The organism is Cupriavidus sp. HMR-1 (assembly GCF_000319775.1).
GTDB lineage: Bacteria > Pseudomonadota > Gammaproteobacteria > Burkholderiales > Burkholderiaceae > Cupriavidus > Cupriavidus metallidurans.
In genome coordinates, this window is sequence record NZ_ANKP01000042.1 from 73,332 (window position 1) to 90,203 (window position 16,872).

At 60.6% G+C, this 16,872-nt stretch carries 18 protein-coding genes and 1 tRNA gene; 14 read left to right on the top strand and 5 right to left on the bottom strand.

What is annotated here, in order from left to right:
• Positions 1–33: 33 nt before the first annotated feature.
• The 5 genes from D769_RS06030 (at position 34) to D769_RS06050 (ending at position 3,560) form a co-directional block, all read left to right on the top strand.
• Positions 34–390 carry a histidine triad nucleotide-binding protein gene (locus D769_RS06030; RefSeq protein ID WP_008643063.1) on the top strand — a complete coding sequence of 119 codons (357 nt, stop codon included), beginning with the start codon at positions 34–36 and terminating at the stop codon, positions 388–390.
• Between the two features lie 152 nt (positions 391–542).
• The gene (tatA, locus tag D769_RS06035; RefSeq protein WP_008643065.1) at positions 543–770 is read left to right on the top strand and encodes a Sec-independent protein translocase subunit TatA; all 228 of its coding nucleotides are present in this window, start codon (positions 543–545) and stop codon (positions 768–770) included.
• Between the two features lie 101 nt (positions 771–871).
• Entirely contained in the window at positions 872–1,378 is a 507-nt protein-coding gene (gene tatB / locus D769_RS06040) for a Sec-independent protein translocase protein TatB (protein ID WP_008643067.1), read from the top strand.
• Positions 1,379–1,380: 2 nt separating this feature from the next.
• Positions 1,381–2,163 (top strand): twin-arginine translocase subunit TatC, encoded by a 783-nt coding sequence (gene tatC / locus D769_RS06045; protein ID WP_008643069.1) that lies wholly within the window; start codon positions 1,381–1,383, stop codon positions 2,161–2,163.
• 254 nt (positions 2,164–2,417) lie between these two features.
• Positions 2,418–3,560 carry a porin gene (locus D769_RS06050; RefSeq protein ID WP_008643071.1) on the top strand — a complete coding sequence of 381 codons (1,143 nt, stop codon included), beginning with the start codon at positions 2,418–2,420 and terminating at the stop codon, positions 3,558–3,560.
• Between the two features lie 478 nt (positions 3,561–4,038).
• On the opposite strand, the gene D769_RS06055 is transcribed toward D769_RS06050, so the two are convergent.
• A complete protein-coding gene (locus tag D769_RS06055) occupies positions 4,039–5,235 on the bottom strand; it encodes a Do family serine endopeptidase (protein WP_008643073.1) in 1,197 nt (398 codons plus the stop codon).
• Positions 5,236–5,255: 20 nt separating this feature from the next.
• Here D769_RS06055 and D769_RS06060 point away from each other — a divergent pair, with 20 nt between their 5' ends.
• Positions 5,256–6,002 (top strand): Nif3-like dinuclear metal center hexameric protein, encoded by a 747-nt coding sequence (locus tag D769_RS06060; protein WP_008643075.1) that lies wholly within the window; start codon positions 5,256–5,258, stop codon positions 6,000–6,002.
• 15 nt (positions 6,003–6,017) lie between these two features.
• On the opposite strand, the gene mscL is transcribed toward D769_RS06060, so the two are convergent.
• Entirely contained in the window at positions 6,018–6,452 is a 435-nt protein-coding gene (gene mscL / locus D769_RS06065; RefSeq protein ID WP_008643077.1) for a large conductance mechanosensitive channel protein MscL, read from the bottom strand.
• A 219-nt stretch (positions 6,453–6,671) separates the two neighbouring features.
• On the opposite strand from mscL, the gene petA reads away from it, so the two are divergent.
• The 6 genes from petA to D769_RS06095 all read left to right on the top strand — a co-directional run bounded on the left by petA (position 6,672) and on the right by D769_RS06095 (position 11,023).
• Positions 6,672–7,289, top strand: coding sequence for a ubiquinol-cytochrome c reductase iron-sulfur subunit (gene petA, locus D769_RS06070; protein WP_008643078.1), 618 nt, complete (start codon positions 6,672–6,674; stop codon positions 7,287–7,289).
• Between the two features lie 2 nt (positions 7,290–7,291).
• Positions 7,292–8,695, top strand: a complete 1,404-nt coding sequence (locus D769_RS06075) for a cytochrome bc complex cytochrome b subunit (protein WP_008643080.1) — start codon at positions 7,292–7,294, stop codon at positions 8,693–8,695.
• 37 nt (positions 8,696–8,732) lie between these two features.
• Positions 8,733–9,476: a cytochrome c1 gene (locus tag D769_RS06080; RefSeq protein ID WP_008643082.1), complete on the top strand. Its 744-nt coding sequence runs from the start codon at positions 8,733–8,735 to the stop codon at positions 9,474–9,476.
• 278 nt (positions 9,477–9,754) lie between these two features.
• Positions 9,755–10,366: a glutathione S-transferase N-terminal domain-containing protein gene (locus tag D769_RS06085; protein WP_008643086.1), complete on the top strand. Its 612-nt coding sequence runs from the start codon at positions 9,755–9,757 to the stop codon at positions 10,364–10,366.
• Between the two features lie 31 nt (positions 10,367–10,397).
• Complete coding sequence (locus tag D769_RS06090; protein WP_008643088.1) at positions 10,398–10,895, top strand: ClpXP protease specificity-enhancing factor; 498 nt, start codon at positions 10,398–10,400, stop codon at positions 10,893–10,895.
• A 52-nt stretch (positions 10,896–10,947) separates the two neighbouring features.
• Positions 10,948–11,023 (top strand) — tRNA-Thr (locus D769_RS06095).
• 173 nt (positions 11,024–11,196) lie between these two features.
• Here D769_RS06095 and D769_RS06100 read toward each other — a convergent pair.
• Positions 11,197–12,888 (bottom strand): GGDEF domain-containing protein, encoded by a 1,692-nt coding sequence (locus tag D769_RS06100; RefSeq protein WP_008643091.1) that lies wholly within the window; start codon positions 12,886–12,888, stop codon positions 11,197–11,199.
• A gap of 468 nt (positions 12,889–13,356) precedes the next feature.
• On the opposite strand from D769_RS06100, the gene D769_RS06105 reads away from it, so the two are divergent.
• Positions 13,357–14,256 (top strand): endo alpha-1,4 polygalactosaminidase, encoded by a 900-nt coding sequence (locus tag D769_RS06105; RefSeq protein ID WP_008643093.1) that lies wholly within the window; start codon positions 13,357–13,359, stop codon positions 14,254–14,256.
• Between the two features lie 13 nt (positions 14,257–14,269).
• Here the strand turns inward: D769_RS06105 and D769_RS06110 are convergent, their stop codons facing one another.
• Complete coding sequence (locus D769_RS06110; protein WP_008643095.1) at positions 14,270–14,767, bottom strand: M48 family metallopeptidase; 498 nt, start codon at positions 14,765–14,767, stop codon at positions 14,270–14,272.
• A 41-nt stretch (positions 14,768–14,808) separates the two neighbouring features.
• On the bottom strand, positions 14,809–15,033 hold the full coding sequence (locus D769_RS06115) for a hypothetical protein (RefSeq protein WP_008643097.1): 225 nt from the start codon (positions 15,031–15,033) through the stop codon (positions 14,809–14,811).
• A 140-nt stretch (positions 15,034–15,173) separates the two neighbouring features.
• On the opposite strand from D769_RS06115, the gene ettA reads away from it, so the two are divergent.
• Positions 15,174–16,841 carry an energy-dependent translational throttle protein EttA gene (ettA, locus tag D769_RS06120; RefSeq protein ID WP_008643099.1) on the top strand — a complete coding sequence of 556 codons (1,668 nt, stop codon included), beginning with the start codon at positions 15,174–15,176 and terminating at the stop codon, positions 16,839–16,841.
• Positions 16,842–16,872: the final 31 nt, after the last annotated feature.

The following is a 16,872-nucleotide window of genomic DNA, read 5'->3' on the forward strand; positions in this document are numbered from 1 at the left end:
GGCATAGTTCGGACAAGCTGCAACAAGATCTCCATGAAAACCCAGGACAATTGCATTTTCTGCAAGATCGTGGCCGGCCAGATTCCCTCGAACAAGGTGTATGAGGACGAAGACTTGCTGGCGTTTCACGATATCCACCCCAAAGCGCCGGTACACTTTCTGCTGATTCCTAAATCGCATGTCGATTCGTTAGCCGATTGCGGTCCCGGCGAATCGGATGTGCTTGCTAGAATGATGCTTAAGGTGCCCGAACTGGCACGCCAGGCCGGCTGCAACAATGGATTCCGGACGGTGATCAACACCGGCACCGACGGAGGGCAGGAAGTGTTCCACCTCCACATCCACGTGATGGGCGGACCGCGCAGCCAGTGGAAGGCGCCGGCGCCCTGACTGTTCGGGGCAACCAGGGTATGAGTGGACCGGGACGGATGTCGCGGTCCGGTGTCGCGCCGGCAACCGTCGCCCGGCGCGGCCTTTGAGGGACGGAACTACGGGGCCGGGCGGCAATCTTCCGACGCCCGCGGCTTTATCAGGAGCAAGAAATGGGTTCGTTTAGCATTTGGCACTGGCTGATCGTGCTGGTGATCGTCATGCTCGTTTTCGGTACCAAGAAGCTGCGCAATATCGGCCAGGATCTGGGTGGTGCGGTAAAGGGCTTCAAGGACGGCATGAAGGAAGGCAATACCGACGAGCCGGCCGCTCCGGCCAAGGAACTGCGCGATTCCACCACCATCGACGTCGAAGCCAAGGAAAAGTCGCGTCAGCAATAATTGTCTGACGGAATTTTCTCCTTGCCAGTCACCCTTGCGGCGGCCGCCGCCACGTACGTTGCGACGGCCTGCCATTCCTGTGTCCCTGTTCTGATGTCTGCATGATCGATCTCGGCATTTCCAAGCTGGCACTGATCGGCGCCGTCGCGCTGATTGTGATCGGCCCCGAGCGTTTGCCGAAGGTCGCGCGGACGGTCGGCGCGCTGGTCGGTCGCGCCCAGCGCTATATCAATGACGTCAAGGCCGAAGTCAGTCGCGAGGTGGAGCTCGAGGAACTGCGCAAGATGCGCACGGAATTCGAGAACGCCGCGCGCGACGTCGAGCAGACCATCCACAAGGAAGTCAGCGAGCACACCCAGGCGCTTAACGAAGCGTTTGATGGCTCGGCCTCGTCGTCATCGTCCAGCGATACGGGCTCGGGCTATGTGCCCAGCTGGGACAGCGCGCACAAGTCGCACAACGGCCGCAAGAGCTGGCGCGTCAAGCAGGGCGCGCGTCCGATCTGGTTCAAGCGTCAGCAGAGCACGCGCATGTGGGTGCAGTCCGGCGCCGCACGCGTGAAGCGCCACCGGCCCGCCAGTGGCCGCAACCGTTCCTTCTTCGAATAAGCATGGCGGGCTCCGCAGACCCCAACGACGAATCCCAGCAGGAAACCTTCATCTCCCACCTGATCGAATTGCGCGAGCGATTGGTCAAGGCGGTGGCGGGGGTGATTATCGTTTTCCTGGCCATGGTTTACTGGGCGCCGCAGATCTTCAATCTGTTCGCGGCCCCGCTACTGCATTCGCTGCCCAAGGGCGGACGCATGATCGTTACTGATGTTACCGGCTCGTTCTTCGTGCCGATGAAGGTGACCATGCTGGTCGCATTCCTTATCGCCTTGCCATGGGTGCTGTACCAGATCTGGCAGTTCGTGGCGCCGGGACTCTATCAGCATGAAAAGAAGCTGGTCGTGCCGCTGGTGTCCAGCACTTACGTGCTGTTCCTGTGCGGCGTCGCGTTCGCGTACTTCCTGGTGTTCCCGACCGTGTTCCACTTCATGGCGCACTACAACGCGCCGCTTGGCGCGGACATGTCGACGGACATCGACAAATACCTGAGTTTCGCCATGACGACATTCCTGGCCTTCGGCATTACGTTCGAAGTGCCGGTAGTGGTGATCGTGCTGGTGAAATTCGGCGTGGTCGAGCTCGAGAAGCTCAAGCAAATCCGGCCGTATGTGATTGTCGGCGCATTTATCATCGCCGCCGTCGTCACGCCGCCGGATGTCATGTCGCAGCTCTTACTGGCCGTACCCCTGATCGCGCTGTACGAACTCGGGCTGCTGATGGCGCGATTCGTCTCGAAACAGCCGCTTGGTGCACCTGCCGAGGGTGAAACCCAGGCAGATTGAGTTCCAGGACTTCAGTTAACGGTTGGTAATCCCCGAGACTGAATACTGCGCATTGCACCAATTTGGTGAAATCCTCCCCAATTGCTGTTGCTTCATCACAACAAGAAGCGTCGGTAAACCGCGTTTACGGCGAAAAAGACTTCTGGCGAGCAAGGGGGGTGACACATAATACGACGCAGACGTGAAGGTGAATGCGTCGCCCAAACACTTGGGCAACCAAGATTTCCCAATCAGTTGACAAGGAAAGTGTCGATATGAAGATGAAACTGTTTGCTGCTGCCGTCGCCGCTCTGGCCGCTGGTGGCGCCTATGCCCAGTCGAGCGTGACCCTGTACGGTGTGGTTGACGCTGGCGTCGAGTACGCTAACCACCAGCCGGGCGTGTCCGGTAGCCACGACGTCGTGCGCCTGAACTCGGGCGGCATGTCGGGCAGCCGTTGGGGCCTGCGTGGCGTTGAAGACCTGGGCGGTGGCCTGAAGGGCGTCTTCGTGCTGGAAAGCGGTTTCAACGTTGACACCGGTACGTCGGGCCAAAACAACCGTCTGTTCGGTCGTCAAGCCTTCGTCGGTATGCAAAGCCAGTTCGGCACGCTGACCCTGGGTCGCCATCAGACGCCGTTCTATGACTTCGGTCTGGCCTTCGACCCGATGGCCATCTCGTCGAACTACTCGATCACGGCTCAAGCTCCGGAGTTCCAGCAACGTGCTGACAACTCGATCAAGTACATCGGTACGTTCGGTGGCCTGACCGGCTCGCTGCTGTACAGCACCGGCTCGAACACGGCTGGCACGGCTAGCATCTACCAAGGCACCAGCGGCGAAGTTCCGGGTAACTACCACCTGGGCCGCGAGATGAGCGCAAGCGTGATGTACAACGGTGGCCCGTTCTCCGTTGGCGCGATCTATGACGAAACCAACGTTGGTATCGCTGCTGCTGACGGCGCCAAGATCCGCCGCGCTTCGGTTGCTGGTACGTACGCCTTCGGCCCGGCCAAGGTGTTCGCTGGCTACCGTTACGCTCACGGTCTGGGCGGCGCAGTTCTGCCCGGCGGTGTGAACACCGTTGACGGCGCTACGAAGATTGCGAACGTCTCGAACCTGTACTGGCTGGGCATGGGTTACCAGCTGACCCCGGCTCTGTCGCTGACCGGCGCCGCGTACTACCAAGACTTCCGCAACACCGGTGCTGATCCGTGGAGCTTCGTTGTGTCGACGGACTACGCTTTCTCGAAGCGTACGGACGCCTACTTCAACCTGGCCTACACGAAGAACAAGGACGGCTCGACTCTGGGCACGTCGTCGGCTAGCCCGGGCAGCGTTGGTGGCTCCGGCTTTGGCACGACTCTGGGTTCGTACAACCAGTTCGGCGCCATGGTTGGCCTGCGCCACAAGTTCTAATTTGATGCGGGTGTAAGCCCGCTTCAGATTGGATTCAGAACGCCGGCATCCGAAAGGATGTCGGCGTTTTGTTTTGTCCGGGGCCTTGATTGTGCGGGCGTACCGGCGCTAGGCTTCGGGCTCGAATTGGGGGCTACATCCGGTTCGATACTTGATGGCAACCGCTTAGCTGATCGATGACCAGGGCGATGCCGGGTACGCGGACACGGAAGGTGAGTCGCCCTCTTGCCGGCCGGGCCGGAAGGGGTTGGCGAATGCCGCGAGTCCGCGGCATGGGGCGCTTGGCTTCTCGTTCTCCTCGGCAGTACCTTCAGAATCCATGTGTGCCGAAGAGCGCCGTGTTGTCCCGGTTTGTGCCCGATGTACCCAAACGAATTGCTCTCCCAGCCGGCACAAACAAAAACCCCCCGTCACTACTGACGGGGGGTTTTGTATTGATATCTATGCCGGATGAATTACCAGCGAGCAGCGAGCCTGCCTACTCTTCCTCATCCAGCGGCATCGGCCTGCGCGGAGGAGGCGGGCGCTTGCCGATCGTGACAGTGAGTTCCGTCGGCTTGCCGCGTCGAATCACCTTCATCTTCGCCTCGGCGCCCGGTTTCAGCTGTGCAATCGCGTTGAGCAGGGCGGTGGTGTCCGAGATCGATTGATTGTCGACCGAGACCAGCACATCCCCAGGTTTGACGCCGGCCTTGTCCGCTGGCCCACCCTGGACCACCGCCGCAATCAGGGCGCCTTCCTTGGCTTCGAGCCCAAAAGACTCGGCAATCTCAGGGGTCAGATCCTGCGGCTCCACGCCGATCCAGCCACGTGTCACGCTACCCGTAGAGATGATCGATTCCATGACTTGCTTGGCGGTCGACACCGGAATCGCAAAGCCAATACCGAGCGAGCCGCCCGAGCGCGAATAGATCGCCGTGTTGATGCCAAGCAGATTGCCCTGCGCGTCGACCAGTGCACCACCGGAGTTACCGGGGTTGATCGCTGCATCGGTCTGAATGAAGTTCTCGAACGTGTTGATGCCGAGATGGCTGCGGCCGAGCGCCGAGACAATACCCATTGTCACGGTCTGGCCGACACCAAACGGGTTGCCGATAGCCAGCACCACATCGCCCACCTTCACGTTCTCGATCCGCCCCAGCGTGATCGCGGGCAGGTCCTTGAGCGTGACCTTCAGCACGGCAAGGTCGGTTTCGGGATCGGAGCCGACCACTTTGGCGTTTGCCTTGCGTCCGTCGGTCAGCGCCACCTCGATTTCGTCGGCGCCGTCCACAACGTGGTGGTTGGTTAGAATGTAACCTTCGGCACTGACGATCACGCCCGAGCCCAGGCTCGACACCGGTTCCTGGCGCTCCGGCAAGCGGTCGCCAAAGAAGAACCGGAACCACGGGTCTTCAGTCTGCGGGTTATTGGGCGATCGCTTCGAGCCGTTCTTGCTGGTGAAAATATTGACGACTGCGGGCATGGCAAGGCGGGCCGCCTCGCTATAGGACCCCGGAGCGGCCGAACCTTCCACACTGGGGACGACCTCTTTTAGCGCCACAATAGGCGAACCCGATTGCACGGCCACCCGCCCGCGCTGCAGCCACTCGGGTTTGAGTGTGGCCACGACGAACCACACGGCCAGAACAACCGTGACAGCCTGAGCGAAGAACAGCCAGAAGCGGCGCAACATATTGGATTTTTGAGCAGAAAATGAAAACAAAAGAGCTTGAATTGTACTTGAACGACCTGCTAGAGGTTTCCCGTTTCAAGGACTATTGCCCGAATGGACTCCAGGTGCAGGGTCGGCCGGAGGTTGCCCATATTGTCACCGGTGTGACGGCAAGCCTGGCACTGATCGATGCGGCGATCGAAGCCGGCGCTGACGCGATCCTCGTGCACCACGGCTACTTCTGGAAAAATGAGGACGCCTGTATCGTCGGCCAGAAACATGCCCGCCTGAAGCGCCTGCTGGGCGCCGATATCAATCTGCTGGCCTACCATCTGCCGCTCGACAACCATCCGGAACTCGGCAACAACGCCCAACTGGGTCTGCAGCTCGGGATCACTCCGACGGGCCGCTTCAGCGATGATCAACTGGGCTGGACCGGCACGCTGCCGCAGCCCATGCCGCTCAGCGCCTTTGCGGCCCATGTGGGTGGCGTGCTGGAGCGGGAGCCGCTGGTCATCGGCGACGCCGACCAGATGATCCGCACCGTGGGCTGGTGTACCGGTGGCGCACAGGGGTACTTCGCGGCAGCGGTGGGCGCGGGTGTGGATCTTTATATGAGTGGGGAGGTGTCCGAGCCCACCACGCACCTGGCGCGAGAGAGCGGCGTGGCCTATCTGGCTGCCGGCCACCATGCGACGGAACGCTACGGCATCCGTGCAGTGGGCGAACATCTGGCGCAGCGCTTCGGGCTGCGCCACACATTTATCGACATTCCGAACCCGGTCTGAGCCGGGTCGCAATCATCAGCCGCGCGGGGCTTTCAGGCTGTCGCGAATTTCGCGCAGCAGAACAATATCTTCCGGCGTGACGGCCGGCGCGGCAGGCTCAGCCTCCTTTTCGCGCATCTTGTTGAAGCCGCGCACCATCATGAAAATGATGAACGCGAGAATGACGAAATTCACCACGATGGTCAGGAAATTTCCGTAAGCGAATACCGGCACGCCCGCTTTCTTCAGTGCATCCAGCGTTTGCGGGGTGCCTGGGGGGGGATCCGCCAGCATGACAAACATGCTGGAAAAGTCGAGTTTTCCCACGATTCTGCCGATGACAGGCATGATCAGGTCATTAACGACTGAATCGACGATCTTGCCGAATGCCGCCCCGATGATGACACCGACCGCCAGGTCGATGACATTGCCACGCATGGCGAAGGTCTTGAATTCGCTCATCATTCCCATAGCGCTATTCTCCGTTTTGTTGTTCCAGATTAACGTCTGAGTTTGACAGAGACTGCATCATCGCACCCTCGAGTGCAAGTCTGGATGCGGAAATTGCGTCTCCATGACCGATAAAAGCGCGGTCGGCTATCCGTAGTTCGCCTATCGTCGCCAGATGTGCCTCAGGTATAATTTTTTGTTGACGCAAGATTCAATTGATGACATCCCCTGGGGTTTGGAATGAGTGACCAGCAAGACGTGAAGAACGTGGACAAAGGTCGCCGCAATTGGTTGATCGCGACTTCTGTCGCAGGCGGCGTAGGAGGCGTAGCAGTAGCAGTACCGTTCGTGAGTACCTTTGCACCTTCCGAGAAGGCGAAGGCTGCGGGCGCACCAGTCGAGGCGGACATTGGCGCCCTGAAGTCTGGTGAGATGATGACGGTGGAGTGGCGTGGCAAGCCAGTCTGGATTCTGCGGCGCACGCCGGAGATGATGGCTTCCTTGAAGAAGACCGACGCCGAAGTCGCGGACCCGAATTCCGACGTCCCCTTCACCATGCCGACGCCGGAGTACTGCAAGAACGAAAGCCGTTCCCGTGCCGACCACAAGGACCTGCTGGTCGTGGTTGGAATCTGTTCCCACCTCGGCTGCTCGCCATCCGGCCCATTTCCCGCAGGCGCCAACCCTCAACTCGGCGCTGATCCCGGCTTCCTCTGCCCGTGCCATGGCTCGACCTTCGACCTGGCTGGCCGCGTGTTCAAGAACAAACCGGCCCCGCAGAACCTTGACGTACCCCCGTACCAGTTCCTGACCGACACCAAGCTCGTGATCGGCAAGGACGAGAAAGGAGAAGCCTGATCATGGCGGCCGAAAAAGAAGTCAAGACTACCGGGCTGCTGGGTTGGGTCGACGCCCGCTTCCCCGCCACCCAACTCTGGGAAGACCACCTCTCCAAGTACTACGCGCCGAAGAACTTCAACTTCTGGTACTTCTTTGGTTCGCTGGCACTGCTGGTGCTGGTGATCCAGATCGTCACCGGCATCTTCCTGGTGATGAACTACAAGCCGGACGGCACGCTGAACGCGGCTGGCATTCCAGTGGCATTCGCCAGCGTGGAATTCATCATGCGCGAAGTGCCATGGGGCTGGCTGATCCGCTACATGCACTCCACCGGCGCTTCGGCGTTCTTCGTCGTGGTGTACCTGCACATGTTCCGCGGGCTGCTGTACGGTTCGTACCGCAAGCCGCGCGAACTGGTCTGGATCTTCGGTTGCCTGATCTTCCTGTGCCTGATGGCCGAAGCGTTCATGGGCTACCTGCTGCCCTGGGGCCAGATGTCCTATTGGGGCGCGCAGGTGATCGTGAACCTGTTCTCGGCGATTCCGGTGATCGGCCAAGACCTGTCGCTGTTCATCCGCGGTGACTACGTGGTGAGCGATGCCACGCTGAACCGCTTCTTCTCCTTCCACGTGATCGCGGTGCCGCTGGTGCTGCTGGGCCTGGTGGTGGCGCACATCATCGCGCTGCACGAAGTGGGCTCGAACAACCCGGACGGCGTGGAAATCAAGGCGAAGAAGGATGAGAACGGCATTCCGCTCGATGGCATCCCGTTCCACCCGTACTACTCGGTGCATGACCTGCTGGGCGTGGCCGGCTTCCTGATCATCTTCTCGGCCGTGATCTTCTTCTTCCCGGAAGTGGGCGGCTATTTCCTGGAAGCCAACAACTTCTTCCCGGCGGATCCGCTGAAGACGCCGCCGCACATCGCGCCGGTGTGGTACTTCACGCCGTTCTACTCGATGCTGCGCGCAACCACGGCGAACTTCCTGCCGATCCTGTGGGCGTTCTTCGCCATCGTGCTGGGCATGGTGTTCCTGCGCAGCAAGGATGCACGCATCAAGATGGGTTCGGTGGCGATCCTGGTGATCCTGGCCGTGGGCTTCTATTTCATCGACGCCAAGTTCTGGGGCGTGCTGGTGATGGGCGGATCGGTGATCGTGCTGTTCTTCATGCCGTGGCTCGACTGCTCGCCGGTCAAGTCCATCCGCTACCGCCCCGCATTCCACAAGACGATCCTGGTTGTCTTCGTGGTGGTGTTCCTGATCCTCGGCTACCTCGGCGTGCAACCGCCGTCGCCGGTGGGTGAGAAGGTGTCGCAGCTCGGTACGCTGCTGTACTTCGCCTTTTTCCTGACCATGCCGCTGTGGAGCCGTGCCGGCACGTTCAAGCCGGTGCCGGAGCGCGTCACGTTCCATCCGCACTAAGACGCTGCGCGACCCTACAAGAGGACAAGGACACAAGATGAAAAAGTTGCTTTCGATCTTCGCACTGGTCGGCGCATGTTTCGCGGCGATGCCCGCGATGGCTTCAGAAGGGGGCTACCCGCTGGAGCCGGCGCCGCTGGACACGAGCGATGTGTCATCGCTGCAGCGCGGTGCCAAGCTGTTCGTCAACTACTGCCTGAACTGCCACGGCGCGTCGATGATGCGCTACAACCGGCTCAAGGGCCTGGACCTTACCGAAGAACAGATCCAGCAGAACCTGCTGTTCTCGGCGGACAAGGTGGGCGAAACGATGACGATCGCGATGCACCCGAAGGACGCCAAGGCATTCTTCGGCGCGATTCCCCCGGACCTGTCGGTCATCGCCCGCGCCCGCGGCAACGACTGGCTCTACACGTACCTGCGCACGTTCTACCGTGATGACACCCGCGCCACGGGCTGGAACAACCTGGTCTTCCCTAGCGTCGGCATGCCGCACGTCCTGTGGGAACTGCAGGGCCAGCGCGCCGCCAAGTTCGCGGAGGCCGAGGAACACGGCGAGAAGGTGCACAAGTTCACAGGTTTCGAGCAGATCACCCCGGGCAAGCTGAGCACGCAGGAATATGACCAAGCCGCGGCCGATCTGGTGAACTACCTGAACTGGATGGCCGAGCCGGAGCAAAGCCATCGCAAGCGTCTGGGCGTGTGGGTGCTCCTGTTCCTGGGCATGTTCACCGTGTTTGCCTGGCGCCTGAATGCCGCTTACTGGAAAGATGTGAAGTAAGCCTGTGTGGCTTGTCAGGCTGGTTGTAACAGCCTGGCGGTGCCCGCCGAAGGGCCGGCGCGGAGGTTGCAGCAGTGCAGCACCGCGTCGGCCCTTTTGTTTTGCGCGACACCGGGCAGCCGCTCGGTCAAGTCGGCTTGGGGGCACACCTTGTATTTGTAACTTATTTGCTTTTCGATAGGGCGTTCTGACAGAATGTTTGCCCTGTCCGACCTAGCTCTGCCAAGTTCGCTGAAGTTATATCGATCTGGCGCACTCCACACCCAAGGAATTCAACCATGATGGTGTTGTATTCGGGTACCACTTGCCCGTTTTCCCAACGTTGCCGCCTTGTCCTGTTCGAAAAGGGCATGGACTTCGAGATCCGCGACGTTGACCTGTTCAACAAGCCGGAAGATATCTCGGTGATGAACCCGTACGGCCAGGTACCGATCCTCGTCGAACGTGACCTGATCCTGTACGAATCGAACATCATCAACGAGTATATCGACGAGCGCTTCCCGCACCCGCAGCTGATGCCGGCCGACCCGGTGCAGCGCGCCCGTGCCCGTCTGTTCCTGTTCAACTTCGAAAAGGAACTGTTCACGCACGTCTACGTGCTGGAAAACGAAAAGGGCAAGGCCGCGGAAAAGAATCACGAGCGCGCCCGCGCCGCGATTCGTGACCGCCTGACGCAACTGGCCCCGATCTTCGTCAAGAACAAGTACATGCTCGGCGAAGAGTTCTCGATGCTCGACGTCGCCATCGCGCCGCTGTTGTGGCGCCTGGATCACTATGGCATCGAATTGTCGAAGAACGCCGCGCCGCTGCTGAAGTACGCCGAACGTATCTTCAGCCGCCCGGCCTACATCGAAGCTCTGACCCCGTCTGAAAAGGTGATGCGTCGCTAAGACACATCCGACGTCGCCACCGCAAAGCGTAATGTCTGAAACATCCACCAAGCCCTATCTGATCCGGGCCATTTACGAATGGTGCACGGATAACGGCTTCACGCCGTACATCGCAGTCTTCGTCGACGGCAATACCAGCGTGCCGCGCGAATTCGTGAAGAATAACGAAATCGTGCTGAACGTGAGCTTCGACGCGACCAGCGGTCTCGATATGGGGAACGAGTGGATTACGTTCAGCGCGCGCTTCGGTGGCGTGTCGCGCAAGATCGAAGTGCCCGTGGATAACGTGCTGGCGATCTACGCGCGTGAGAACGGCCAGGGCATGGCGTTCCCGGTGGAACGCAGTATCCCCGAAACCCAGGCTGCGACGGAGCGGGAGAACAACCCGCCGCCGAAGCTCGCCTCGGTCGACAGCGATACGCCGGCGCCGGTAACGGCGGAAGAGGGCGCCTCTCCTGACGACGACCCGACGCCGCCGCCCGTGCCACGCATCGGCGGGAAAAAGCCCTCCTTGAAGGTGGTCAAATAAGCCATCGTCAAAGTGGTCCGCTTGAAGTAGAATCGCGGACTGCACCAAAAATGCCGGCTTAGCTCATCAGGTAGAGCAGTTGATTTGTAATCATCAGGTGGCGGGTTCGAGTCCTGCAGCCGGCACCAAGAATCATGTGAAAAGGCCACGCGAGAGCGTGGCCTTTTTGCTTTTTGAATACCTTACGTCGATGGTCTGCGTAACGGGGCGATGTCATGCCGGATGGGGATGTCGATTGCAGCATCTAAAGAGTATCTGGCGGCCAGTTGCGACGTGATAACAGTTGCTTGGCATCCGCCGCTCAACCAACTATCAGTTCCCAATCCCCCTCAATCCGATTTCTCCCCCCGCGCTTCGCCCGATAAAGCATCAGATCTGCCTGCCTGATCAGCGCCGAGAGGTCCTGGCCCACATCCTCCCGGCGTCCGATGGCGACGCCGAGGCTGACGGTCATGCCAAACGGCCTGCAGCTCTCCAGCGTCACCCGGATCTCGCGCAGCTTTTCCTTTAGCTGCTCGGCGAGCGTCAATGCTTCGCCGGGTGTGCTCACCAGCGAAACCACCGCGAATTCTTCCCCGCCAAAGCGCGCGGCCAGGTCTCCGGTACCCAGCACGTCCCGGCACACGGCGCCAACGATCTCGAGCGCCCGGTCCCCCGCGATATGCCCATACGTGTCGTTGATCCGCTTGAAATGGTCGATGTCGAACATCACTAGCGCGACGTAGGGTTTGTCGGCCTCCGGGTTCGTGCACAGGTCGCAAGCCCGTGCTTCGAGTGCGCGGCGGTTCAGCAACTGTGTGAGCGCGTCCGTTTCCGCCATGGTGGTCAGCTGGGCGATCAGTCTCTGGCGGTCTTGTTCCAGTTGCTGCTTGTCGAGGCTGTAGCGCTTGAGTGTGTGAACGGCCTCGAGCAGCGCGCGGATTTCGCCACGGTAGTTATCGGGCGATGGCACGCGTACGGAGAGATTGCCGTTCGCAATGGCCAGGATGGAACGTGTGGCCGCGAAGAATGGTTTCAGAATCTGCCGGTGAAACAGCGAATGCAGCCAGATCATCGTTCCCAGCAGCGCGAAGGCGATGGCGAATGCGCCGAGTAGCAGCGTCAGGGTGACGTCGCGGTTGCGGTGCAGCCGCGCGCGGGCCTGGTCGAGAATCTCGTCGCGCAGTTGGACGATCGGCAGCATCGTCGGCACGTACTGTGCGGCGAAATCACCGGTGGTGATGCCGGCGCCCGTCGGACGTTTCGCGCGGCGGTAGACCTTGGTGACATAGGCCAGTCCGGCTTCGCCATACACCATGCCCACACGCCTTACTGCTTCCGGCGCGAGGGCAGGGTGGTTGCCGGCGTGCGATGCCAGGAGCGTGCGAAGCTGCTCCACGCGGCCCTCGCTGTTGAAGATGCGCTGTTGTTCCTGCTCGGTCAGTTGCCGGTCCGATGCAAGCGCGCCCGTAAAGCGCGAACCGAGCAGCCCGGCGTGTTCGCGCAGTGCGGCTGCGAGCCGGGCCATCTGCAGGTCGTCCAGGATTGCGGCGTCGCCGCTGACGATGTCCTCGATGGTGCCATCGGCGATGCCTGCAATGATCGGGATGACGTTCGCCATGTGGTTGACGGCGTTGTTCAGCAACTCTGGGGACCGGGTCTGGCGCGGTACCAGCAGTACGTCGTCGGCATGTTTGCGTGCCTCGGCCAGCGTGGTGATGGTGTGGGTGGCTGTCACGTAAAGCGCGGCACACTCTTGGCAGTGGCTAGCCTCGATCGCTGCGTCGAGGTCACGCAGACTGGCATCGCTTTCCTCGCGGGCCTTGCGTAGTGCCGCGATGCGCTGCGCCGGCACCGGTACATCCTCGCCAAGCGCGGCATTCATGGGCCCGCGTTCTGCTGATACCTTTTCCATCGCCAGCAGCGCCGCGCGGAAGATCTCGAAATCCGAGAGTGCCTGGTCGCTGCGCGAGAATGCTTGCCACTGATGCAAAACCAGCCAGGCCAACAGCATCAGTACGACAAGGCAGGCACCGGCGGAGACTCTTAGGAAGCGCTGACTGACAGAGTATTGCGGAGTTGCTGCCTCGGGCTTTTCTGGTCGCCCGGATGTTGCACACATAAGACTTGAAAACCGGATCTATAGCGATTGGGACCTCAAAATTGCGAAACGGACATTATTTGTCCGTCCACGGGCGAAACTGAATGTGACATTTTTGCGAACTCATAATCGAATCCGATATCGGTTACGGAGGCAAGCTTCTTGATGATCGGTGAGATGTGTTCGTGGCACCGGTGTCGCATTTCCACCCATCGACGCAAGTTGTCATTACCACCAGAACCGGCTCCGTGATAATGCGCCATGCATCACATATGCCTTCTTCACGAAAGGCAGCTCCCGTGTGGTGGCCGACTGCGCGGGCGGAAGAATATAGCGGCCAATTGAAGGTTTTGTTGGGGTTCAACTGGAAGGGCAATTGAAATGGATGGAAAACTGGCAAGCTCGGTGAAGGCGTGCCTTGCAGCGGTGACGGCCGCTATCGCGGTCGCGGCCTGTGGTGGTGGCGGGGACGATAATTCGGGCGGCACGGTGGTCCGGGTGACGGAAGCCGCCACGCTTTCGCCGAAGCAGGTGAACAACAGTATGGTCGCCAATCCAGTCCGCTGGATGCCCTCGGTGACCGACACGTGGCAGCTTCAACTCCAGGGAAAACTCGATACGAGCTACAACGTCGCGCTCTACGTGCTTGACCTGTTCGACACGCCACCGTCGACCATTGCATCGCTCAAGGAGCAGGGCAGGCGAGTCGTGTGCTATTTCTCCGCGGGAAGCAGCGAGGACTGGCGCCCCGATTTCCAGAGTTTCCAGCCCTCGGATATGGGCAACGTACTCAGCGGCTGGGCGGGCGAGCGCTGGCTGGATACGCGATCCAGCAATGTGCGCGGCATCATGGCCGCGCGTATGGATCTGGCGGTCTCGAAGGGGTGTGACGGCATCGATCCCGACAATGTCGATGGATATACCAATAACACCGGCCTGCCGCTCACGGCGGATACCCAACTCGACTACAACCGTTTTCTGGCTAACGCGGCACATGCGCGCGGTCTGGCGATCGGATTGAAGAACGACGTCGATCAACTCACCGATCTGGCATCGTCATTTGATTTCGCGATTAACGAGCAATGCTTCCAGTACAACGAGTGCGGCGGATACTCGGCCTTCACGGCGCAAGGCAAGCCGGTGTTCAACGTGGAATATGCGACGAAGTGGAAGGATCCCACAAAGCGGCCGGCGTTATGCGCCAAGGCCGCCGCGCTGAATATCCGGACGCTGGTGTTGCCGCTGGCGCTGAACGACAAGTACCGGTATAGCTGCGACTGAATCGGGGAGATTCTCAGGCGCCGCCGCGCTTTTCCATCTCTCGCCACGCCAGGAACAATCGCGTGTCGAATTCCAGTTGGTGGTAGCACGGCTCCATATATTCGCAGAGCCGGTAGAACGCCTTGTCGTGGTCGGTCTCTTTCAGATGCGCGAGCTCGTGCACGACGATCATGCGCAGGAATTCCGGTGGTGCTTCCTTGAACAGCGACGCCACCCGGATTTCCTTCTTGGCTTTCAGCTTGCCGCCCTGCACGCGAGAAATCGCGGTATGCAGTCCTAGCGCGTGCTGGGCGGTGTCCAGCCGCGCGTCATATCCCACCTTGTGTAGCGGCGGCGCGCTGCGCAGGTATTCCTGTTTGATCTCGCCGGCGTAGTCGTAGAGCGCGCGGTCGGTCTGGATCGTGTGGCGGTCCGGGTAGCGCCGGGCGATGTGCTCGCCCAGACGGTCGGCATCGATCAGTGCGCGCACCTGCGCGAGCACATTGGGCGGATAGCCGCCAAGAAAACGCATCGGGTCTTTCGCGCCCGGGCGCCACGCTTCATTCACGATGCTCAGTGATGATGGTGGTGGTGATGCATCCAGCTGTTGTCCATCGAATTCACGAACGACTCGACGGCGTCCTTGTCACCGATGGCATGGCGCATCATTTCGCCGCACTTGCAGAAGCCCTGGTACGGGAGGATGTGCGAGCACGCGGACGTCTTCTGCAGGTACAGGGTGACGGGTTTTGTGCACTTCTTGCACTTGAAACGGAGGGTCAGGGCGGCTTTGCTCATGGAATCGACGGCAATCGGGTTCGATTGGGAAACCAGATATTGTACTTGCCGCGCCCGATTTCATCCGGTGTGGCCGGGGCAGCGCCCGCCCGTTTGCTACACTCCCGCCATTCCCCGACACCATTCGAACGCGCACCCCAATGGCACAGTACGTTTTCACCATGAACCGCGTGGGCAAGATCGTTCCGCCCAAGCGTCACATCCTCAAGGACATCTCGCTGTCCTTCTTCCCCGGCGCCAAGATCGGCGTGCTGGGCCTGAACGGCTCCGGCAAGTCCACGCTGCTGAAGATCATGGCCGGTCTCGACAAGGAGATTGAAGGCGAAGCCACGCCGATGCCGAATCTGAACATCGGCTATCTGTCGCAGGAGCCGCAGCTCGATCCCGAGCAGACCGTGCGCGAATCGGTCGAAGAGGCGCTCGGCGGGGTGTTCGAAGCCCGCAAGAAGCTCGACGAGATCTACGCCGCTTACGCCGAGCCGGACGCCGACTTCGACGCGCTGGCCGCCGAGCAGGCCAAGTACGAGGCGATCCTGTCCGCCAGCGACGGCAATAACGCCGAGCTGCAGCTCGAAATCGCCGCCGACGCGCTGCGCCTGCCGCCGTGGGACGCCAAGATTGGCAATCTGTCCGGTGGTGAAAAGCGTCGCGTGGCGCTGTGCCGCCTGCTGCTGTCGCGCCCCGACATGCTGCTGCTCGACGAGCCGACCAACCACCTCGACGCCGAATCGGTCGACTGGCTTGAACAGTTCCTGACGCGTTTCCCGGGCACCGTGGTGGCCGTCACCCACGACCGCTACTTCCTGGACAACGCCGCCGAGTGGATTCTGGAACTGGACCGCGGGCACGGCATTCCCTGGAAGGGCAACTACAGCTCGTGGCTGGAGCAGAAGGAAAACCGCCTGAAGCAGGAAGAGGCCAGCGAATCGGCCCGCCAGAAGGCGCTGAACAAGGAACTGGAGTGGGTGCGCCAGAACCCGAAGGGTCGTCAGGCCAAGTCGAAGGCGCGTCTGGCCCGTTTCGACGAACTGAACAGCCAGGAATACCAGAAGCGCAACGAAACCCAGGAAATCTTCATCCCCGTGGGTGAGCGCCTGGGTAACGAGGTCATCGAGTTCGACAACGTCAGCAAGGGGTTCGGCGATCGCATGCTGATCGAGAACCTGAGCTTCAAGGTGCCGCCGGGCGCGATCGTCGGCATCATCGGCCCGAACGGCGCCGGTAAGTCCACCTTCTTCAAGATGCTGACTGGCAAGGAACAGCCGGACAGCGGCGAGATCAAGATCGGGCCGACGGTGAAGATGGCGTTCGTCGACCAGAGCCGCGATGCGCTGGACGGCAACAAGACCGTGTTCGAGGAGATCTCGGGCGGGTCGGATATCCTGACCGTGGGCAGGTACGAAACGCCGTCGCGTGCGTACATCGGCCGCTTCAACTTCAAGGGTGGCGATCAGCAGAAGCAGGTGGGCACGCTGTCAGGCGGTGAACGTGGCCGTCTGCACATGGCCAAGACGCTGATTGCCGGCGGCAACGTGCTGCTGCTGGATGAACCGTCGAACGACCTGGACGTGGAAACGCTGCGCGCGCTGGAAGACGCGCTTCTCGAGTTCGCCGGCTGCGTGATGGTGATCTCGCACGATCGCTGGTTCCTGGACCGTATCGCAACCCACATCCTCGCCTTCGAAGGCGATTCGCATGTGGAGTTCTTCCCCGGCAACTACCAGGAATACGAAGCCGACAAGAAGAAGCGTCTCGGCGAAGAGGCCGCGAAGCCGAAGCGCATTCGGTATAAGCCGATCACGCGCTGATAGGTAAGGTAGTTTTGATTGGCTCCCCTTT